Annotated in this window: 17 protein-coding genes and 2 tRNA genes; 16 read left to right on the top strand and 3 right to left on the bottom strand. The window is 64.8% G+C overall.

Annotated features, from left to right (window positions below; all coding sequences use genetic code 11):
• The first annotated feature begins 241 nt into the window (after nt 1–241).
• The 15 genes from AAHB08_RS02755 (at nt 242) to AAHB08_RS02685 (ending at nt 16200) form a co-directional block, all read left to right on the top strand.
• Nucleotides 242–317: transfer RNA gene (locus AAHB08_RS02755), tRNA-Asn, on the top strand.
• Between the two features lie 2 nt (nt 318–319).
• A tRNA-Asn gene (locus tag AAHB08_RS02750) sits at nt 320–395 on the top strand.
• Between the two features lie 311 nt (nt 396–706).
• On the top strand, nt 707–2143 hold the full coding sequence (locus tag AAHB08_RS02745; protein ID WP_342058028.1) for a circularly permuted type 2 ATP-grasp protein: 1437 nt from the start codon (nt 707–709) through the stop codon (nt 2141–2143).
• Nucleotides 2137–3063 carry an alpha-E domain-containing protein gene (locus tag AAHB08_RS02740; RefSeq protein WP_247626688.1) on the top strand — a complete coding sequence of 309 codons (927 nt, stop codon included), beginning with the start codon at nt 2137–2139 and terminating at the stop codon, nt 3061–3063. The genes AAHB08_RS02745 and AAHB08_RS02740 overlap by 7 nt, the downstream gene beginning before the upstream one ends.
• On the top strand, nt 3060–3860 hold the full coding sequence (locus AAHB08_RS02735) for a transglutaminase family protein (protein ID WP_342058027.1): 801 nt from the start codon (nt 3060–3062) through the stop codon (nt 3858–3860). Before AAHB08_RS02740 ends, AAHB08_RS02735 begins: the two co-directional genes overlap by 4 nt.
• Nucleotides 3861–3891: 31 nt before the next feature.
• Nucleotides 3892–4593 carry a peptidase gene (locus tag AAHB08_RS02730; protein WP_342058026.1) on the top strand — a complete coding sequence of 234 codons (702 nt, stop codon included), beginning with the start codon at nt 3892–3894 and terminating at the stop codon, nt 4591–4593.
• Nucleotides 4594–4680: 87 nt separating this feature from the next.
• Nucleotides 4681–5166: a YqhA family protein gene (locus AAHB08_RS02725; RefSeq protein ID WP_139436110.1), complete on the top strand. Its 486-nt coding sequence runs from the start codon at nt 4681–4683 to the stop codon at nt 5164–5166.
• Between the two features lie 122 nt (nt 5167–5288).
• Complete coding sequence (locus tag AAHB08_RS02720; RefSeq protein WP_342058025.1) at nt 5289–5738, top strand: hypothetical protein; 450 nt, start codon at nt 5289–5291, stop codon at nt 5736–5738.
• Between the two features lie 4 nt (nt 5739–5742).
• Nucleotides 5743–8706 carry a YncE family protein gene (locus AAHB08_RS02715; protein ID WP_342058024.1) on the top strand — a complete coding sequence of 988 codons (2964 nt, stop codon included), beginning with the start codon at nt 5743–5745 and terminating at the stop codon, nt 8704–8706.
• Nucleotides 8706–9524, top strand: coding sequence for an FTR1 family iron permease (locus AAHB08_RS02710; RefSeq protein WP_342058023.1), 819 nt, complete (start codon nt 8706–8708; stop codon nt 9522–9524). Before AAHB08_RS02715 ends, AAHB08_RS02710 begins: the two co-directional genes overlap by 1 nt.
• Nucleotides 9525–9606: 82 nt before the next feature.
• On the top strand, nt 9607–11031 hold the full coding sequence (locus AAHB08_RS02705) for an NAD(P)/FAD-dependent oxidoreductase (RefSeq protein WP_342058022.1): 1425 nt from the start codon (nt 9607–9609) through the stop codon (nt 11029–11031).
• A gap of 115 nt (nt 11032–11146) precedes the next feature.
• Nucleotides 11147–11707, top strand: a complete 561-nt coding sequence (locus tag AAHB08_RS02700) for a hypothetical protein (RefSeq protein WP_342058057.1) — start codon at nt 11147–11149, stop codon at nt 11705–11707.
• Between the two features lie 187 nt (nt 11708–11894).
• Nucleotides 11895–13157 carry a hypothetical protein gene (locus AAHB08_RS02695; protein WP_342058021.1) on the top strand — a complete coding sequence of 421 codons (1263 nt, stop codon included), beginning with the start codon at nt 11895–11897 and terminating at the stop codon, nt 13155–13157.
• A 77-nt stretch (nt 13158–13234) separates the two neighbouring features.
• Nucleotides 13235–14881 carry a hypothetical protein gene (locus AAHB08_RS02690; protein ID WP_342058020.1) on the top strand — a complete coding sequence of 549 codons (1647 nt, stop codon included), beginning with the start codon at nt 13235–13237 and terminating at the stop codon, nt 14879–14881.
• Nucleotides 14882–14997: 116 nt separating this feature from the next.
• The gene (locus tag AAHB08_RS02685) at nt 14998–16200 is read left to right on the top strand and encodes a Bcr/CflA family multidrug efflux MFS transporter (protein WP_247626696.1); all 1203 of its coding nucleotides are present in this window, start codon (nt 14998–15000) and stop codon (nt 16198–16200) included.
• A gap of 81 nt (nt 16201–16281) precedes the next feature.
• Here AAHB08_RS02685 and AAHB08_RS02680 read toward each other — a convergent pair whose 3' ends face one another.
• The 3 genes from AAHB08_RS02680 to AAHB08_RS02670 all read right to left on the bottom strand — a co-directional run bounded on the left by AAHB08_RS02680 (nt 16282) and on the right by AAHB08_RS02670 (nt 19027).
• Complete coding sequence (locus AAHB08_RS02680) at nt 16282–16848, bottom strand: pyridoxamine 5'-phosphate oxidase family protein (RefSeq protein ID WP_342058019.1); 567 nt, start codon at nt 16846–16848, stop codon at nt 16282–16284.
• Nucleotides 16849–16878: 30 nt separating this feature from the next.
• Nucleotides 16879–18303 carry a sodium:proton antiporter NhaD gene (gene nhaD / locus AAHB08_RS02675; protein ID WP_342058018.1) on the bottom strand — a complete coding sequence of 475 codons (1425 nt, stop codon included), beginning with the start codon at nt 18301–18303 and terminating at the stop codon, nt 16879–16881.
• A 250-nt stretch (nt 18304–18553) separates the two neighbouring features.
• Complete coding sequence (locus AAHB08_RS02670) at nt 18554–19027, bottom strand: DUF4357 domain-containing protein (RefSeq protein WP_139436092.1); 474 nt, start codon at nt 19025–19027, stop codon at nt 18554–18556.
• A 152-nt stretch (nt 19028–19179) separates the two neighbouring features.
• Between AAHB08_RS02670 and AAHB08_RS02665 the strand changes: the two genes are divergently transcribed.
• Nucleotides 19180–19854: an ABC transporter ATP-binding protein gene (locus tag AAHB08_RS02665; RefSeq protein WP_202045183.1), complete on the top strand. Its 675-nt coding sequence runs from the start codon at nt 19180–19182 to the stop codon at nt 19852–19854.
• The last annotated feature ends 13 nt before the right edge of the window (nt 19855–19867 follow it).

Below are 19867 nucleotides of genomic sequence, written 5' to 3'. Positions count from 1 at the left end.
TCACCCCCCTCCATGATCGGTTTATCCATTGCCGCGCCCCATCCAGACCGGGGGGCGCCTTCACGGCCAGCTCCACCGTGGCCGCAGGCAGGGCATCTCAAGCTGCTGATTGTGCTGAAAATAGTCCACAGCGCCCAAGTTTTGGGCAAACGGGCCGAAAAGCCCTTTTTCCGTGGCATGGCGGGTTGACACCCGTCCGGGGGATCATTAATATCCGCTCCGTCTCGACGAGACAGGCAATTCCTCCTTAGTTCAGTCGGTAGAACGGCGGACTGTTAATCCGTATGTCACTGGTTCAAGTCCAGTAGGAGGAGCCAATTCCCTCGTAGTTCAGTCGGTAGAACGGCGGACTGTTAATCCGTATGTCACAGGTTCAAGTCCTGTCGAGGGAGCCATCTTCTAAAGCCCAGCCTTTTGGCTGGGCTTTTTCGTTTCTACTGCCCCAGCACGGGGCAAGACGAAGCAGCGTGGCCTCCCTTCCCTGCCCGTTTCCTCTCATTGCGCCTGGGGGCACTGCCACAAGATGGCGCAGGCATACCCTCTCTGGGGTACCAGTCTGGTGCAGCGTCCTTTCTCCCTTGATGACAATGCACTCATCCATTTGATTTATCAGTATAAAATTACTGGCATCGGCCTTCGTAGCGACTCAGTTGACTGGCACAGCCCTTGCAATTCCTGACCTCAGGGACGTCACAAGGAGTTGCCTATGCTACCCATCAAGCCGCCCGGACCCGGTTGCTACGACGAGATGTTGTTCGCCGACAACCAGTTTCGCGATCACTACCACGCCTACCTGGCGTGGCTGCACCAGACCGACGAGAAGAGCATAGAACGCAAGCGTGAGGAGGCCGATCTGCTGTTTCACCGGGTCGGCATCACCTTCAACGTCTATGGGGACGGGGACGGCGCCGAGCGTCTCATCCCGTTCGACAGCATTCCCCGCATCATCCCCGCCCGGGAGTGGCAGCATCTGGACAAGGGGATCCGCCAGCGCGTCACCGCCCTCAACGCCTTCCTGCACGACATCTATCACGATCAGCGCATCCTGAAGGCGGGGGTGATCCCGGCCGCCCAGATCCTCACCAACGCCCAGTACCAGCCCTGTATGCAGGGGGTTGACCTGCACCGCAATACCTATGTCCACATCACAGGGGTCGACATCATCCGCAACAGCGACGGCGACTACTACGTGCTGGAGGACAACCTGCGCACCCCCTCCGGGGTCTCCTACATGCTGGAGAACCGCAAGATGATGATGCGCCTCTTCCCTGAGCTGTTTCACAACCAGCCCATCGCGCCGGTGGAGCGCTACCCGGCGCTCTTGCTGCAGACCCTGCGCGAGAGCAGCCCGGTGGACAACCCCTGCGTGGTGGTGATGACCCCGGGCCGCTTCAACAGCGCCTACTTCGAGCACAGCTTCCTCGCCCAGCAGATGGGGGTGGAGCTGGTGGAGAGCGCGGATCTGGTGGTCAAGGATGGTCAGGTGCTGATGCGCACCACTACTGGGCTGAAAAGGGTGGATGTCATCTATCGCCGTATCGACGACGACTACCTGGATCCCCTGGCCTTCAACCCGGACTCCCTCATCGGTGTGCCCGGCCTGCTCTCTGTCTATCGCGCTGGCGGCGTGGTGCTGGCCAATGCCATCGGCACCGGGGTGGCCGATGACAAGTCCATCTATCCCTATGTGCCGGAGATGATCCGCTTCTACCTGGGAGAGGAGCCCATCCTCAACAACGTCCCCACCTGGCAGTGCCGGGAACCCGAGGCCCTGGCCTATGTGCTGGCGCACCTGGAGGAGCTGGTGGTCAAGGAGGTCCATGGCGCCGGCGGCTACGGCATGCTGATCGGCCCCTGCGCCAGCCGCGAGGAGCTGGCCCGTTTTCGCGAGCTGCTCAAGGCTCGGCCGGACAACTACATCGCCCAGCCGACGCTCTCCCTCTCCACCTGCCCCACCTTCGTCGAGGCGGGCATCGCCCCCCGTCACATCGACCTGCGCCCCTTCGTCCTCACCGGACAGGAGCTGCGCCTGGTGCCGGGCGGCCTGACCCGGGTCGCCCTCACCGAAGGCTCCCTGGTGGTCAACTCCTCCCAGGGCGGCGGCACCAAGGACACCTGGGTCATGGAGGGCAACCCATGCTGAGCCGCACCGCAAGCGAACTCTACTGGATGTCCCGCCACCTGGAACGGGCGGAGAACACGGCCCGCATGCTGGACGTCACCCAGACCATGTCGCTGATGCCCTCCATCGACGCCGATCACAGCGAGCTGGTGGCGCCCCTCACCATCAGCGGCACCCACGAGCCCTTCCTGGCCCGCTACGGCCAGGTGAACATGGAGAACCTGCTGCAATTTTTCTGCTTCGACGAGGAGAACCCGAGCAGCATCTTCAGCTGCCTGCGCATGGCCAGGGACAACGCCCACGGGGTGCGCGGCAAGATCCCGGGAGAGGTGTGGGAGAGCATCAACGCCGCCTGGATAGAGATCCGCAGGCGCCGCAAGGCGGGGCTCTCCAGCGGCCAGGCCCAGGAGTTCTTCGACTGGATCAAGGAGCGATCCCACCAGTTCCGCGGCGCCACCTATGGCACCATGATGCGCGGAGACGTGCTCTGGTTCCTACGCCTTGGCACCTTCATCGAGCGGGCCGACAACACGGCGCGCATCCTGACCGTGAAGTATCAGGTGATCCGGGAGGACGAGGACAGCGTGCGCGAGTTCTACCGCTGGAACGCCCTGCTGCGCTCGGTGGGGGCCTACGAGGCGCACCAGACCCTCTACAAGACCCTCTCCCACGCCTCCATCGCCGAGCTGCTGATCCTGCGCAACGAAGTGCCGCGCTCCCTGCGCGCCTGCCTCGACGAGATGGAGCACATCCTGGCCCAGATCGAGGGGAACGCCGGCCAGGCGCCCCGGCGCCTCACCACCATACTCAACGCCCATCTGACCTATGGCGCCATCGAGGATGTGTTCGCCCTCGGCATGCAGGCGTACCTGAGGGACTTTCTCAGCGACATCGGCGCCATCGGCCAGAGCATCCACGCCGCCTACCTGGAGGTATTATGAGACTCATCATCGATCACCAGACCCGCTACCACTATGCCGACATGGTGCGCCGCAGCACCCAGTACCTGCGCCTAACTCCCCACAGCACGGCCCGCCAGCAGATCCTCTCCTGGCTGCTGGAGTTGCCCGGGGAGGCCACCTGCACCACGGACGGTTACGGCAACATATTGCACGTGCTGAGCCTGGAGTCCCCCCACGAGGGGATCCTCATCCGCGCCCGTGGCGAGGTGGAGATCTGCGACGACGCTCAGGACGATGAGGAGCACTCCCTCATCTCCCCCCTGAGCTACCTGAGGCCCACCGCCCTCACCAGTCCGACCCCGGCCCTGCGGGATCTCGCGAAGGCCTGTCTGCCAGAGGAGCCCACCCTGGCCGATCTGCAGGGGCTGATGGCACGCATCCTGGTGCTGATGCCCTATCAGCCCGGCAGCACGGACGCCACCTTCAGCGCCGACGAGGCCCTCGCCTCGGGCAGTGGCGTCTGTCAGGACCACACCCATGTGTTCCTGGCCTGCTGTCGCCATGCTGGTCTGCCGGCCAGGTACGTGAGCGGTTACCTCTACAGCCAGGACAGCAGCCACGTGGCGATGCACGCCTGGGCCGAGGTGTGGATCGAGGCGCGCTGGCACACCTTCGATGTCACCAACCTCACCTGCTCCGCCAGCGAGCACCTCAAGCTCGCGGTCGGCATGGATTATCTGGATGCCTGCCCGGTGCGCGGGGTGCGCTACGGCGGCGGCTGCGAGCAGTTACAGAGCCAGGCGCGAGTCACCCGCCTGGATGGGCAGCAGCAATGAGGGCCCGAAAAGCGCTGGCGGGAGGGCGGCCATGACCTATTGCGTCGCCATGTGCCTGCAAGATGGCATCGTCTTCGCCTCAGACTCTCGCACCAATGCGGGGGTGGACCACATCGCCACCTTCCGCAAGCTGCACCTCTTCACCCAGGAGGACAGGGTGATAGTGCTGCAAAGCGCCGGCAATCTGGCCACCACCCAGAGTGTCATCAGCCTGCTGACGGAGGGGGCGGGTCTGCTCAGCCTCCCAAGCCTCTACGAGGTCGCGGCCCTCATCGGCCAGACCATACGCACCGTCATCAGCCGGGATGGGGGCCAGCAGCAGGGGCATGTCAACTTCGGCTGCAACATACTGCTGGGGGGGCAGATCCGGGGGGAGCGCCACCGCCTGTTCCACATCTATCCGGAGGGCAACTTCATCGAGGCGAGCGCCGACACCCCCTACTTCCAGATAGGGGAGAGCAAGTACGGCAAGCCCATCATAGATCGCATCATCCAGTACGAGACGCCGCTTCAGACCGCCCTGCAGTGCGCCCTCATCTCCATCGACTCGACCCTGCGCAGCAATCTCTCGGTGGGTTTGCCCCTGGACGCCCTGGTCTATCCCGAGGGGAGCTTCTCGGCGCAGAACCTGCACCGCATCACAGAGCAGAACCCCCACTTCCTGGCCCTGCGCAAGGCCTGGGGCGAGGGGTTGCAGCGGCTGTTTCGAGATCTCCCCCCCTTCCCCCTCTGAACGGGCGGGGAAGCGCCATGGCGCTTTCCCGCCCCCCTCTTTCCAGATATTCTGGCTGCCATTCGCTTCCCTCTCGATGGAGTCCCCATGCGCCGCTTCAACGTCATGCTCAACGGCAGCCGGTTGATGATGTTCCCCTTCTATGTCTGCATCCTTATCTGCGTTGCCCTCTTGATGGTGAAGTTCGCCATGCAGCTCTATGTGCTGTGCCGCGACATCATCGAGATCGACTATCTGGATCTCATCACAGGGGTGCTCACCCTGGTGGACTTCGTGCTGGTGGCCCAGATGCTGATCCTGGTGGCCATCTGCGGTTATGTGCAGTTCATCAAGACCCCGGAGCAGCGGGCGGCCCTGGGGGACAACTGGCTCAGCAAGATCAACTTCGCCTCCCTCAAACTCATCGTCATCAACTCCCTGGTCACCATAGCCGGGATCGAGGTGCTCAAGGCCTTCCTGGAAGATGGCACCGGCAACGAGACAGAGATGAAGTGGTCTGTCATCGTCTTCCTGGCCTTCTCCACCGCCGCCCTCATCTACGCCATCACGGAGCGGCTGGCGGATCACAAGTGACCCGGCCCTGATTTCATTCAGGATCTATTCATCAGCGGCCGAATTGATAACTCTTTTCATTACCCTTACCCCATTGTAAACTTGCTCGCCCCGGGCTGAACTGCCCGGGTGCTGGAGCACCTATGACAAGCCTTTCCCTCTCACCGCGACACCTCTGGCAATGGCTGGCCTATCACCATCAGGCCGCCGAGGGCTCCCTCTACCTGATGTTCTTCTCCGGCCTGCTGTTGTGGGAGCCCCTGACCCCGGTCTGGTCTCTGGCGCGCTGGAACCTGTTTCTCCATGTGATGCTCTCGCTCTCCCTGTTTCCCCTGCTGTTTGGCGCCTTCTGGCTCTCCCATCGCAGCCTGCTGAACAAGAGCCGCAGACCTTTCTTGCGCACCACGGGTCGCATCATCGAAGCCTTGCTGCTGGTCTGTCTGGCAAGCGGATTACTGCTGATACTGCACGGCACCCCGGGGGATAGCCTCGGCAACCTTGCCAGCTGGGCCCACTGGCTGAGCGCACTCGCGTTGACACCCCTGGTGCTGCGCCACGCCTGGCGCTGGACCATCTTGAAATGGCGTGCCTGATCTTATGTTGAAGTGGTTGTTATCCCTGATGCTCGCCGCCCTGCTGCTGGGGACCGCCTCGGCCCAGGAGATGGGCGCGGCCATGATCCCCTATGACGAGGGCGACACTCCTCGCCTGCTGGTGGCCAACCAGGGCGCTGGCTCCGTCACCCTGCTTGAACGCCAGAGCGGAAAGCGACTGAAAGAGGTGCAGCTGGGGGGGGATCTGCGCCAGCTGGCCCGGGCAGACGACGGCACCCTGCTGGTGACCGACTACAGCGGCGATCGCCTGTTGCTGCTGGATGATGATCTCACTTTGGAAAAGGCGATCCCCACCGGCCATAGACCCTACGGGGTCATCTTCGATCCCAAGCGGCAGTGGTTCTGGGTCACGCTGTTCGAATCAGCTCGCCTGCAGGCCTATGACACGGCGGGCAAGCTGCAGCTGGATGTGGCCACTGCCGAGACCCCGCGCGGACTGGCCTTGACCGATGACGATCGCCTGCTGCTCACCCACGCCATGACCGGCCAGCTCGCCATCTATGATCTCGCCAAGCTTGAGAAGGACGCGAAGAGTGCTACCTTGCCCAAGCTCATCACCCTGGCCGAGACCCACAGCGATACCCCAAGCGACTCGCAAGGCTTGCCGCGCCTGCTGGACGGCATAACCCTCTCCCCCGATGGCAGCGAAGCCTGGCTGCCCCACGTGCTGTGGAGCTTCGACCACCCCTTCCAGTTTCAGAGCACCGTCTTCCCGGCGGTCTCCATCATAGATCTCGATGAAGAGAAAGAGCGGGTAGATGAAAGAAAGCAGCTCTTTTTGCAGATCAACCTGCCAAGCATCGGCAACCGCAGCCAGATCGTCTCCAACCCGTTCGCGGCGCGCTTCGCCGCCGACGGCAAGCGGGTCTACCTGACTCTGGCGGGTTCCGAGGACTTGCTGGTATTTGACCTGTCGCGCAGCGGCAAATCCAACAGCAACCGTCACCGCCGCAAGAAGTTTCAGGGGGGGGCCAAGGCGACCCAGCTGCTGCGCCACCTGCCGGGCCAGAATCCGCGCGATCTGCTGATCGATGGCGACCATATCCTGGTGCACAACGTCATGGGGCAGGATCTCACCCGCCTCAGCTCAGGGGGCAATGGCCCCTTTGCCCGGGTGACAGTGGATGTGCCCCACTTCGCCAAACTGGTGGAGACGGATCCCCGCCCCGAAGCGCTCAAGCGCGGCGAGCGGTTGTTCAACCTGAGTAATACCGCCGCCAACAGCCGCTTCCCCATGGCCGGGGACAACTGGATGAGCTGCAACTCCTGCCATCTGGACGGGTTCAACTTCACCAACCGCCATCTGATGGCGGCCCATCGCCAGAAGAGCGGCGACAACGCCATCAACGGCCACGCCAACCTCGCCAACATGGTGGCGGGGGACTTCGTCGGCGAGTACCTGCGCATGACCCAGCAGACCCAGGGCGGCATGGGCCACGACACCCGGGATGGGGCCGAGCCGGTGGATCCCGAGAGGCCTCAGCCGGAAGTGAAGGCCATGATGGAGGATCTGCACGCCTTCGTCACCGCCGATGGCAACCTCCCCTATCTGGCCAACTGGCTCAGGCTCGATGCCCCGCGCAGGGATCCCGCCAAGGCGCCGACCACCCACCCGAAAGAGTGGCTCAACTCCGCCTCCTGCCAAAACTGCCACCAGGAGGCATTCAAGGACTGGAGCGAGAGCAACCACCGGCTGATGGGCAACTCCCACCCCTATTACAAGGTGGTGCAGGCCCTGGCCCGCGAGACAGAAGGCGAGGCATTCGGCCAGTGGTGTCAGGGCTGCCACATGCCCCAGCAGGTGCTGAACGGCCAGATGGAACTGCCCAAGGGCTCCCACATGTTCGAGCAGGGCGGCGCCTCGCTGATTGCCGCCCACCAGGCTGGTGAACCCGTGGTTGAAGAGGGCACCAGCTGCGTGCTCTGCCATCGCATCACCAAAGTGGAAGACGCGGGCGGCAACAGCGCCTTTACGGTGAATTTGAAAGACCGCGAGAGCTATGTGTTCGAGGATGCCCCGGGGGGCAGCCTCAAGCACTGGCTGGCGGAGCGGCAGATCAATGCCCGCCCCGCCATGCACAAGGCCTCCTACCAGAAGGATTTCTACCAGGATGCGGCCCTGTGCAAGTCCTGCCACAACGAGTTTGCCCCGGGCACAGGCGCCAACATCGTCAACACCTGGGACGAGTGGGAGAAATCCAGCTTCGCCAAGGCCGAGGATCCTGCCAAACGGCGCACCTGCATCGACTGCCATATGAACCCGGAGCCGGGCAATGGCGGCGCACCGGTGGCGGGCCAGTCCACCGAGAACGGCACCATGAAGGCACGGCTCTATCGCCACAACTTCACCGGCGCCCAGCACCAGCTGGTGGGGCTGCGCAATCCCGCGCTCGAGCAGGAGAGCCTGGCGCTCTTGCGCTCAAGCGCCACCCTCTCGGCCCGTATCGAACAGGGGGCAGACAGCCCGCAACTGGTGGTGCGGGTCGCCAATACCGGCGCCGGCCACGCCCTGCCCACCGGGGTCGCCGATTTCCGTGAACTCTGGCTGGAGCTGACCGTCACCGACGCCAGCGGCAAGGTGGTGCTCAGAAGCGGCCAGCCGGTGGATGGCGCCGTGCCCGACGATGCGCGGCTATTTAGAAAAGTGTTCGGCGATGCCGAGGGCAAGCCGGCGGGGCTCAAGTTCTGGCGCTACGCCAAGCTCCTGGAAGATACCCGCATTCCGGCCGATGGCTGGCGCGATGAAGCTTGGCCGCTGCCAGCGGATGCCAAAGGCCCCTTCAAGGCCGATATCAGACTCAATTTCCGCACCTACCCCAAGTGGGTCAATGATGCGGTGCGCGCCGCCGAGCCAAGCTTGCCGGCGCCACCCATAGTGCAACTCAATCGGCTGCAACTGACCCTGCAGCCCCTCCCCGTTACGCCCGATACGGAGCCTCAAACCTGATGTTTGCAAGTTTTCTCATTACCCTGCGCGAGGGGCTGGAAGCCTTCCTGCTGGTGGGCATCTGCCTCTCCTACCTCGCCAAGCTGGGGGCGAGCCGCTACAACAAGCTCATCTATCTGGGGGTGGGGCTGGGCCTCGTCGCCTCCCTCGTGGTCGCCTTCCTGTTCCAGGTGGTAGTGAGCCAGTTCGAGAGCGAGCGCTACAACCACCTGCTGATGGCGGGGATCCTCATCTTCGCCACCCTGGTGCTCACCTACATGGCTGTCTGGATGCAGAAGCAGGCCAAATCCCAGGTGGGGGCCATGACGGCGCGCATCGATGCCGCCATCGACGGGGGCAACCTGTTTGGCCTGGTGCTGCTCGCCTTCCTGGCTGTGATGCGCGAAGGCTTTGAAACCGTGCTCTTCTTCTCCGCCCTGGTCTACTCAGGGCAAGGGGTGGATCTGCACCAGGGGCTGATGGGGGCGCTGGCAGGGCTGCTGGTCTCTGTGGTGCTGGTGTGGGGGCTGCTGCGCTCCACCCGCAAGGTGGCGCTGGCCCCCTTCTTCCGCTGGACCGGGCTGCTCATCATCATCATAGCCGCGGGGCTGCTGTCGTCCGCCGTCAACATGTTGCAGGCGGCAGACGTCATCACCTTCTGGACAACACCGGTGTTCAACATCAGCCACATCCTCGACGATCAGGGGGTCTTCGGCACCTTCCTGCGCGCCCTGTTTGGCTACAATGCCTCGCCGGCCGGCTTGCAGTTGCTGACCTGGGCCGCCTATCTGGCCATCTTCGTCACCCTCTGGCATCGCAGCTATCGCCCTCGGGCGTAGGGATAAACCCGCGGTTGCAACCCCATTCGGGAGCCGCGCCCTGGCGCGGCGCCCTTATCTATCAAGCAGTGTCGGAACACTCATGAGCGACAACAACAAGAAGAAGATTGCGGTACTGGGTGCCGGTCCCGCCGGTCTGATGGCCGCCTGGCGCCTCTGCCAGGCCGGTTTTGTGGTCACCCTGTTCGAGCAGGAGCCGGTCGTCGGCGGCATGTGCGCCACCCAGACCTTCAAGGGACGCGATGGAGAGTATCGCTTCGACTACGGCGGTCACCGCTTCATCACCAAGAACCCCGAGCTGCTCGCCTTTATCGACGAGCTGATGGGGGACGATCTGCTCCACGCCGAGCGCAAGAGCGTGATCCGCTTCGGCGGGCGCACCTATGACTACCCCTTGAACCTGCCGAACCTGTTGAAAACCGCCCCCCTGCCGCTGATGGCCGGGGCGGTGAAGGATCTGCTGCTGTTGCCCTTTAGCAAGAAGCCGGATGATTTCGCCAAGGCGAGCTTTGCCGAGTGGATCCAGAGCCACTTCGGTCGCACCCTCTATCGCCAGTTCTTCGAGGGCTACACCGGCAAGCTGTGGGGCATCAACCCTGACCGTCTCTCCGCCGACTGGGCCGGCCAGCGCATCAGTCTCATCGATTTGAAAGACGTGGCGCGCCGCCTGCTGCCAAGGCGCAAGGGCAACCTCTCGGTGCGCACCTATGCCCGCAAGTATCGTTATCCAAAGTACGGCTTCGGCCAGATCTTCACCACCCTGGGGGAGCGGCTGGTGGCAGAGGGAGTCGAACTCAAGACCGGCGCCACCATCACCCGCCTCGAGCAGGCTGATGACCGCATCGAGCGGGTCTATTGGTCACAAGATAACGTTGAGCAGAGCGAGCACTTCGATCAGGTGATCTCCACCCTGCCGCTACCGCTCACCTGCCAGCATCTGGGCTTGCCCTGCGATCTGCACTACCGATCCCTGCGCTTCGTCAATATGCCCCTCAAACAGGAGAATTTGTCGGACAACACCTGGCAGTACCTCTCAGACCCCCATATTCTGGCCACCCGTCTGCAGGAGCCGCGCCGCCGCAGCCCCTTTATGGCGCCAGAAGGCCAGAGCTCGGTGATGCTGGAGATCCCCTGCAACCCGGGGGATGCCACCTGGCAGGCGCCGCTCGCCGATCTGCGCGGTCGGGTGACAGAGGATCTCGCGAGCCTCGGGGTCGATACCGCCAAACTTGGTGACGAGACCTTCGAGGCGCGCAGCGAGTACGCCTATCCGCTGATGGATCTCGGCTATCAGGCGCGCCGCAACGACGCCATCCAGGCGCTGATGCCGATAGCCAACCTCATCATGACCGGCCGTCAGGGGACATTCCGCTACATCTTCACCGACACAGCCATGGAGATGGGGATGATGGCCGCGGACATGGTGATCGACGGGGTGGACAGACGGCACGCCATCTATAACCATCGCAACGAAAATACCGTCATCGAGACCCAGAGCGTGGCGTAGCAACAGGAACACCCCCCTCCCGGCCCCCCCCCTTCGAAAGGGGCAGGGTCGGGGTGGGGTCCAACTCATCAGGACTGGCGCCATGCCGTCAGGACAAATCAACAAGGAGAACAGGATGACCATACGCCCGGGTTTGCTTGCCCTCACCCTGCTGCTGGCCCTGAGCGGTCAGGCGCAGGCTTACTCCTACGCCGCCGCCGGCAAGGAGCCGCTGATCGACGCCCGCGAGGCGCTGCTGGGCGCCGCCACTGATGGCAAGGATGCCAGCGCCACCTTGAGCGAGATTGCGGACGAGCTGACCTATCTGGAAGAGCACCACAAGGTTACACTGCAAGCGCCCCTGGCCGCCGCCATCAAGGGGAAAGACGCCGCCGCGACCAAAGCCCTGCTCAACCGCGCCTACAAGGCGGAGATCGAGCGCCGCCTCGAAGGGGCGGCTCAGAACCTTGGCGACTACCAAACCGCCAAGGTGCTTGTGGTCAAAAGCAAGCGCTTCCTCGACTTGATCCTCCCCTCCCTCAATGAAGGGGATCGCAAGGCGGCCGAACAGGCGCTGGCCAGGGTGCTGGACGCCATCGGCAACCCGGGTGTATTCGGGGTGGGCGCCAAACCCGCCGATGCCGCCGCCTTTAGCGATGCCGAAAAAGCGCTGATGGCCGTGCTGGCACCGCTCTGATGGCCACCAGCCACTCATTGCGCCACCTCGCTGTGACAAATGGTGGGTTTCGCTGCGCTCTACCCACCCTACGCACTTTGATGACCTCTCATCGATGATGACAGCCCCCCTCATCCCCGACCCTTCTCCCACAAGGGGAGAAGGGGGGCGTCTCCACGGCCGATTACGCTTCACTAATCGACCCTGCTTGCTGATCCTGCTGCAAGGGGTGTGGCTTTGTTGGCTGCTGGCCTTCCCGGTGGCGCTCGATTCCGACGACGCCCTCAATTTCGCCCATGGGGTGACGCGCTTTAGCGTGCTGGAGTTCTCCCCCCACTTTCCGGGCTACCCCGCCTTTATCTGGCTGGCGCGGCTTATCAACCTCGCGGTAGACGACCCGGCCCGCGCGGTGCAGTGGGCCAGCCTGCTCTGCACAGCGCTGATAGCGCCCCTCGCCGCCTTGCTGGCGGTGAAACTATGGCAACGGACAAGCCTGCTGGCGCCGGTCTGGCTGCTGGTGCTGGCTCTGCCGCTCACCCCGACCCTCGCGCTCTCCGGCCTCTCGGATGGGCCGGCGCTGGCCGCCTGGCTCGGGGCGCTGCTGGCCTTGCAGCATCGCAAACCGGCGCTGGCGGGTCTGCTGCTTGGATTGCTGCTGGCGCTGCGCCCCTCCTACTTTGTGCTGGCCCTGCTGCCCCTTTGGCTCGGGATGGCGCAGAAGGGAACGCGCTTAAGGTTTGTGCTCCCCATCACCCTGGTGGGGCTTATCAGCCTGCTCTTTGTCTGGCAGGCCGATGGCTGGGCCTATTTTGCCGAGGGGCGGCGCTTTACCGACGGCCACTTCACCCTCTGGGGCAACACGGCGGCGGCCCACGGGGATCGGCTACTGAGCTGGGCGCGCACCTTCAACGATCAGCTCACCCCGCTCTGGCCCTTGCCGATAGGGGCCTTGCTCCTGCTGCCAGTCTGGCAGCGGTCAAAAGGCCAGACTACCGCCCTCTCCCCGCTCTGGCCGCTCTACTGGCTCGCCCTGCTGCTCTGGACCCTGTTTGGCCAGAACCCGGACAATCCCCGCCATCTGGCGCCCATCACCCTGCTCGGCATAGTGCTGCTGGCGGGCAGACTGCCCCGATGGGGCGATCGCCCTGCCATGCTGGGAGCCCTGTTGCTGCTCTGCACCACACTCACAGCGCCAGCGCCACCCGCCATGGTGCAGGCCGCCCGACTGGCCGAGCAGGCGTGTCCGGCCCTGGTGACCCAGTGGGGGGTGAGGCTGCTTAGGGAAACCACGACCCTGCCGGTGACGGACGGCTGGTATCAGGGGGATGCCGCCCTTGCGCTCACCCAGGGGGCCTGCCGCCTCAGCCGCCGCCCCATAGCGCAGAGCGAGATGCCCCTCCCCCACCAGGGGCACTGGTTTGCCCCCCGCTTTGGCGCCGAACCCGGCCTCTGGCTCGCCATACCGCGCTGACATCTGGCCCAAACGCGTCGCTGCGTCAGCTGACTCGTCTACACTCACTGCGCATGGGCGTGGCAGGGAGAGGATGCATGAAGAGAGGCAAGGAGTGGGCACTGGTGCCCCTGGTTCTGGCGTTGGCCAGTGCGCTCCTGGTGCTGCCTGTCTGGCTGCAGGGGGGCACTCAGGGGCACGATCTGTTCCACCACCTGCTCTCCGGCCACTACTTTGCCCGCCAGCTGTGGCAGGGGGAGCTCTATCCCCGCTGGCTGATGGCCATGAATGGCGGCTTTGGCAGCCCCACCTTCTTCTTCTATCCCCCGCTCCCCTACTATGTCAGCGCCCTCTTTGCCGGCCCCGGTGCCCCCGCCCAGCAGGCCATCTACCCCCTGCTCGGGAGCGCCACCCTGGCGCTGCTGCTCTCTGGCACGTTCGCCTATCTGTGGCTGCGCGCCACCACGCCCTCGGGCCGGGCCCTGGCAGTCAGCCTGCTCTACCTGATCCTGCCCTATCACCTGGCCATGGATCTCTATGCCCGCTTCGCCCTGGCGGAGTTCTGGGCCTTCGCCTGGGCGCCGCTGATCCTGCTTGGCCAAGATCTCGCCCATCGCGGCCTGCGCCAGGGCCTGCCCCTGCTGATCCTGGGGCTGGCGCTGCTGGCCTTCTCCCACCTGCCCAGCCTGCTGCTGATGATGGGGCTGGTCAGCGTGCGTGCCCTCTGGTTCGCCTGGCGATCCCGCACCCTGGCGCCCTGCTGGATAGCCCTGGGGGCCCAGGGGCTGGGGCTCTGCATGGCGGCGGCCCTGCTGCTGCCCGCCCTGGCGGATCAGGGGGCCATTTCCATGGAGCTGATGCGCGGCGGCATGTTCGACTTTAGGCGCAACTTCCTCGATCGTTTGCCCTCGGGCTGGGGGGACTGGCGCTTTCGCGGCCACCTGGCGTGGCAGAGCCTGCTGACCCTGGCCCTGCTGCTCACCGCCTGGGCCGCCGCCCGCGAGCCGCGCCACCCCGAGCTGCTGTGCTGGGGGGCGATCGGCGTCGCCGCCTTCCTGATGATGCTGCCCGTGAGCCAGCCCCTCTGGAGCCTGCTGCCCCCCTTGCAACGGGTACAGTTTCCCTGGCGGCTCAATCTCATCCTCACCCTGGCCACCATCGCCGTGGTGGCGCTCGGCACCCCCACTCACCGTCCCTGGCAGTGGCTCTGGTGGGGCATGCTGCTGCTGACCCTCCTCTCCACCCTGGCCTATGTGCGCCACGCCCCCCTCACCCAGGCCCCCACCCGGGAGGCCATGGCCCTCGAGTTCGACAGCAAGCGCAGCGCCCGGGAGTACAGGCCAAGACAGGTGCCGGGGGGCATGTTCGCCCCCACCCTGCTCGCCTGGAAGGAGGAGTTCCAGCCCCCGGTGAGCGCCGAACCCCCGGGCGCCAGCTGGACAGTGCACCGCTGGCAGCCCAGGGCCCTGACCCTGGCGGTGACGGCGGCCGTGCCGACCCGGCTGGTCCTGCACCAGTATGATTACCCCGGCTGGCAGGCCTGGCTCGACGAGCGCCTGATGCTGACGGTGGGTGCCAACCCCCAGGGCCTGATGCAGCTCTGGGTGCCGGCGGGCAGCCACAGCCTCACCCTCAGGCTGACGGCGCGCTGGCCCGAGCGGGCAGGCAATGCCCTCTCCCTGCTCGGGTGGCTCGGCTGGCTGCTGCTTCTGTGCCACCACAGGGCAAGGCGTCCGGTGCGCTGAGTCCGTCGCAGATCTGACCTCTGGGCCCGGGACAGGATAGACCTGCCCAAGCCTGCCAAAGCTGATAGACTCAGCACTTGCCCCTTTTCCCGGCCCTGCCACGACTCGGATACCCTATGCCTCAAGCCACGACCCTCTCTCCCCGCTTCCTGTTCATCCTGCTCGGCGCCCTGGCGGGCCTGACCCCGCTCGCGGTGGACATGTACCTGCCCGCCATTCCGGCCATCGCCCGGGATCTGGCCACCAGCATAGACGGGGCCCAGCTCACCATCAGCGCCTTCCTCGGCGGCTTCGCCATCGGCCAGCTGTTCTACGGGCCGCTCGCCGACAGCTTCGGCCGCAAGCCGGTGATCCTGGCGGGCCTCTCCATGTTCGCCGTGGCCTCGGTGGGCTGCGCCCTGGCGGACTCCCTGCCGGAGCTGCTGGCCTGGCGCATGCTGCAGGCCGCCGGCGGGGCGGCGGGATCCGTGGTGGTCAATGCCCTGCTGCGGGATCTGTTCGAGAAGGATGCGTTTTCGCGGGCCATGTCCTTCGTCATCCTGGTGATGACGCTGGCCCCCCTGGTGGCCCCCGTGGTGGGCGGCTACATCAGCGCCCATGCCGACTGGCGGGTGATCTTCTGGCTGCTGGTGGGGATCAGCCTGCTCATCTGCGTGGTGATGCAGTGGAAGATAGAGGAGACCCTCAAACCCGAACACAAACAGCCCCTCAAGCTCGGCCAGGTGCTGCGCAACTACTGGGGCGTGCTCTCCCACCGCGGCGCCATGGGCTATGTGCTGTGCGGCGCCCTGTCGAGCTCGGGCATGTTCGCCTTCCTGAGTGCCTCCCCTTATGTCTATATCGAGTATTTCAAGGTACCGACCGAGCACTACGGCTGGCTCTTTGGCCTCAACATCCTGCTGATGATGGTGGTCACCTTCGTCAACAGCCGTCTGGTGAAGGGGGTGGGCGCCGAGCGCATGCTGCAGTACGGCCTGACGGTGCTGCCGCTGGCCGGGGCCCTGCTCATCTACAACGCCTGGAGCCAGACCGGGGGCCTGTGGGGCATCGTCATCCCAGTGGTGCTCTTCGTCGGCCACATCAGCCTGGTGGGGGCCAACGCCATGACGGGCCTGATGGGCCACTTCCCCCAGTCGGCGGGCACCGCCTCGGCGCTCGCGGGCACACTGCGCTTTGGCATAGGCGCCGTGGTGGGCATACTGGTCAACCTCAATCCCCCCGAGTCTCCGCTGCCCATGGCCATCGCCATCGCCGCCTGTGGCCTGAGTTCGGCGCTCTGCTACTGGCTGCTCACCGGCAAGCGTGCCAGGGCGGCCTGACGATCCCTTCGGCTCACCGTTATGCCGACACGAAAAAGCCCTGTCCACCGGACAGGGCTTTTTGCATCAGGGGCGCGGCCCTCAGGCATCGGCCTCCAAGCCGCTGCGAGCCAGGATCTCGCTCTCCACGCCATCCAGGCTCAGCTGGTTCTTCTTGCGCCAGTAGGCCTCTATGCCCTCCTTGCCCTGGCGCGCCGACCAGTTGGCGAGCTCCTCCCTGTCCCCCTGATAGTCAAACAGGGGCACCGACATGCCGCAGGAGGTCTGGACCCGTTCAATGTCGAGCAGGAAGATCTGGCGGGCCGCCATGCTGGCCGGGAAGCGCGCCAGCGCCGTCTCCCAGTCCGGGTCGCCCCGGTGCAGCACCCGCGCCTGACCATAGGCCCGCACTATCATGGGCGCCCCCTCGAAGGCGCAGAACATCACCGTCATGCGCGGGTTCTGCAACACATGGGCCGCCGACTCGTTGCCGCTGCCGGTCAGGTTGAGCCAGGCCAGGGTATGGGCATCGAGAATGCGCAACGAATCCCCGCCCTTGGGAGAGAGGTTGACCGTGCCTTCCGCCGCCGCCGTGCCGACAAAATAGATCTTCTGCGCCTCGATAAAGGCCACATGGCGCGGCGAGAGCGCCTCGAACAGTTGTCCCATAGTCCCTTTCCCCTGCTGTGTCGATTGTGCTCAGAACAGGGCGCGGTTGAGCCACAGATGCGCCCCTATGCTGACCATATAGCCAAGCAAAATGGCAGGCAACCACTTGAGGTGACCGAGGAAGGTGTACATGCCCCTGGCCTGCCCCATCAGGGCCACCCCGGCGGCGGAGCCGATGGAGAGCAGGCTGCCCCCCACCCCAGTGGTCAGGGTCACCAGCAGCCACTGCCCGGTCGACATCTGCGGCTCCATCGACAGCACGGCGAACATCACGGGAATGTTGTCGATGACGGAGGAGAGCAGGCCGATGAGCACATTGGCCTGGGTCGGATCCCCCTGATAGAGGAGCTGGGACGCCAGCGCCAGATACCCCATGAAGCCGAGTCCGCCGACGCACATCACCACCCCGTAGAAGAAGAGCAGGGTGTCCCACTCGGCCTTGGCAATCTTGTTGAACACGTCGAACGGCACTATGGAGCCGAGGCGCAGCAGTCGCGCCTCGTCACCGGTGCGCTCATAGAGGGCGCGCTCCCGCGCCAGGGCACCTGGCTGGGTCTTGCGCAGGTAGAAGCCGAAAAACTGCAGATAGCCGAGCCCCGTCATCATGCCGAGCACCGGGGGCAGGTGCAGGAAGTGATGGCAGGCGACGGCGGTCCCTATGGTGAGGAGGAAGAGCAACACTATGGCGACGGCCCCGCGCCTGAGGGTCACCTCCTCGTCCAGCACCCTGGGGGCATGGCGTGGCACCATCAGGCTCATCAGGAGGGCCGGGATCAGGAAGTTGAGCAGGGCGGGGATAAAGAGCGCGAAGAACTGGCCGAAGGGCACCTTGCCCGCCTGCCACACCATCAGGGTGGTGATGTCGCCAAAGGGGCTGAAGGCGCCGCCAGCATTGGCCGCCACGACGATGTTGATGCAGGCCAGGTTGATGAAGCGGCGATCCTCGTTCGCCACATTGAGCACCACTGTGCACATCAGGAGCGCCGTGGTGAGGTTGTCCACCACGGGGGAGATGAAGAAGGCCAGCAACCCGGTGAGCCAGAACAGGGTGCGCAGGCTGAGCCCGGCCCGCACCAGGCGGGCGCGCAGGGCGGCAAACAGCAGCCTGTCCTCCATGGCGTTGATGTAGGTCATGGCCACCAGCAGGAACAGCATCAGCTCGGCATATTCCAGCAGGTTCTGCCGAAACCCCTCGTGGGCCAAAGGGCTCTGCCCCGCGTCCGCATAGACGACGCCAATGGCTATCCAGATGATGCCGGCGGCGATCAGCACCGGCTTGGATTTTCGCAGCTTCAGGTACTCTTCGGCCATCACCAGGAGGTAGGCGAGCACGAAGATGGCGAGGGCGAATACACCGACGCCACTGTGGGTCAGGGCGAGGGGGCCCTCGGCCAGGGCGGGGCCGCAGAACAGGCAGAGCCCGGACAAGGGGGCAAGGCGTGAGGATCCAGACATGGGTGCGCGTCTCTTGAGTACCGTCTGGCATTGAGGCTAGCAGCGGACAGGGAAGTCACCCTCATCCCTGTCCGCAGGTCGAGCCGCCCGCCTCGACCGGGCAGCGTGGCTCAGGGGATACCAGGGGGATTTTTTGCCAAAACCGGACTGCTTGAGGGTGTAGCCGGCGCTGTTTTACCAGGCATCCAGCCCGCTTCTGTTGTTGCCCGCCGCCCGCCTCGACCGGGCAGGCGGCGTGGCTCAGGGGGCATCAGGGGGATTTTTTGCCAAAACCGGACTGCTTGAGGGTGTAGCCTGCACTGTTTTGCCAGGCATCCAGCCCGCTTCTGTTGTTGCCCGCCACCAGGCTGGCGGCCAGGCTCGGGCTGTTGAACAGCTGATCGGCACCGAACACGAAGCCCCCCTCGGCCCGGGGGATGAGCACCCCCTTGGCCAGCAGCTCCTGGCGCAGCTCGATCACCGCCTCGCGCAGGGAGGCGGCATCCTCCCCGTTGGCGGTGGAGCCCGCCTGCACCATGAAGCCGGGGTTCTGCCGCTTGCCCACCGGATAACCATGGGCCTCGGCACCCTTGCCGTTGAAGTGATAGAGCTCGCGCTCGCCGGGCTTGTTGTCGGAGAGCGCCTTTTGCAGGGTCATCAGCTCGTTGTAGATATCGATGGGGACTACGGCAGCCTGCTTGGCCCCCTTGCTGTCGACGATAAAACTGACTTGCTTGTGTAACATCCTTGCTCATCCTGTGACCCATGGAAGCCCCTATTCTAACCACCTCTGGCAAGCGGGATCCAGCAAGGATCCTCATCCCTTTTGCAGGCGCGATCACTAACTGGCATAGTGGCTGACATCGTGAAAGCCATTGGCCATCAACCGGTTATCCCATGCTGAACCTGCGCAACCTCAGTAAACGCTTCGCCAGCGGCGGCGAGACGCTCCCCCTGTTTGAGGGGCTGGATCTCAAGCTCGCCCCGGGGGAAACCTGTCTGCTGCTGGGGCAGAGCGGCTGTGGCAAGTCCACCCTGCTGAACCTCATCGCCGGTCTCATCGCCCCGGACGAGGGGGAGATCTGGCTGGGAGAGACCCGGCTCGACACCCAGTCCCCGGACGAGCGGGCCCGCTTGCGGGGCCGGCATTTTGGCATCGTCTATCAGGACTTCAACCTGCTGCCGACCCTCACCGTGCTGGAAAACCTCTGCCTGCCCCTGGAGATAAACCACCTGCCCCGGGACATGGCGCGCCTCGATGCCCTGCTGGAGCGCCTTGGGATGAGCCACAAGCGCCACGCCTGGCCGGAGCAGCTCTCCGGCGGCCAGCGCCAGCGGGTGGCCCTGGCTCGGGCCCTGGTTCACCAGCCAACCTGGCTGCTGGCAGACGAGCCCACCGGGAGTCTCGACGAGCACAACGCCGAGCAGGTGATGGGGCTGATGATGGCGGCGGTGCGCGATACCGGCGCCGGCCTCTTGCTGGTGAGCCACAACCCGGGCTATGGCGCCCTGGCGGATCGGGTGCTGCGCCTGGAAGGGGGGCAGCTGCTCGAGGGCAGACCCCATGGGTGACGCAAGCCGCAAG

The sequence above is a fragment of the Aeromonas sp. OTU364 genome (assembly GCF_038440395.1).
Lineage (GTDB): Bacteria > Pseudomonadota > Gammaproteobacteria > Enterobacterales > Aeromonadaceae > Aeromonas.
Note: the sequence above shows the minus strand (reverse complement) of the source record. Positions and strands in the feature narration are given on the sequence as shown.

Excerpts from the sequence above, each read along its gene's own strand:
- AAHB08_RS02690 (WP_342058020.1), top strand. The coding sequence starts at position 13,235 with ATGAAGAGAGGCAAGGAGTGGGCACTGGTGCCCCTGGTTCTGGCGTTG.
- AAHB08_RS02685 (WP_247626696.1), top strand. The coding sequence starts at position 14,998 with ATGCCTCAAGCCACGACCCTCTCTCCCCGCTTCCTGTTCATCCTGCTC.
- AAHB08_RS02670 (WP_139436092.1), bottom strand. The coding sequence starts at position 19,027 with ATGTTACACAAGCAAGTCAGTTTTATCGTCGACAGCAAGGGGGCCAAG.
- AAHB08_RS02680 (WP_342058019.1), bottom strand. The coding sequence starts at position 16,848 with ATGGGACAACTGTTCGAGGCGCTCTCGCCGCGCCATGTGGCCTTTATC.
- AAHB08_RS02720 (WP_342058025.1), top strand. The coding sequence starts at position 5,289 with ATGACAAGCCTTTCCCTCTCACCGCGACACCTCTGGCAATGGCTGGCC.
- AAHB08_RS02745 (WP_342058028.1), top strand. The coding sequence starts at position 707 with ATGCTACCCATCAAGCCGCCCGGACCCGGTTGCTACGACGAGATGTTG.
- AAHB08_RS02705 (WP_342058022.1), top strand. The coding sequence starts at position 9,607 with ATGAGCGACAACAACAAGAAGAAGATTGCGGTACTGGGTGCCGGTCCC.
- nhaD (WP_342058018.1), bottom strand. The coding sequence starts at position 18,303 with ATGTCTGGATCCTCACGCCTTGCCCCCTTGTCCGGGCTCTGCCTGTTC.
- AAHB08_RS02715 (WP_342058024.1), top strand. The coding sequence starts at position 5,743 with ATGTTGAAGTGGTTGTTATCCCTGATGCTCGCCGCCCTGCTGCTGGGG.
- AAHB08_RS02700 (WP_342058057.1), top strand. The coding sequence starts at position 11,147 with ATGACCATACGCCCGGGTTTGCTTGCCCTCACCCTGCTGCTGGCCCTG.
- AAHB08_RS02665 (WP_202045183.1), top strand. The coding sequence starts at position 19,180 with ATGCTGAACCTGCGCAACCTCAGTAAACGCTTCGCCAGCGGCGGCGAG.
- AAHB08_RS02730 (WP_342058026.1), top strand. The coding sequence starts at position 3,892 with ATGACCTATTGCGTCGCCATGTGCCTGCAAGATGGCATCGTCTTCGCC.
- AAHB08_RS02710 (WP_342058023.1), top strand. The coding sequence starts at position 8,706 with ATGTTTGCAAGTTTTCTCATTACCCTGCGCGAGGGGCTGGAAGCCTTC.
- AAHB08_RS02735 (WP_342058027.1), top strand. The coding sequence starts at position 3,060 with ATGAGACTCATCATCGATCACCAGACCCGCTACCACTATGCCGACATG.
- AAHB08_RS02740 (WP_247626688.1), top strand. The coding sequence starts at position 2,137 with ATGCTGAGCCGCACCGCAAGCGAACTCTACTGGATGTCCCGCCACCTG.
- AAHB08_RS02725 (WP_139436110.1), top strand. The coding sequence starts at position 4,681 with ATGCGCCGCTTCAACGTCATGCTCAACGGCAGCCGGTTGATGATGTTC.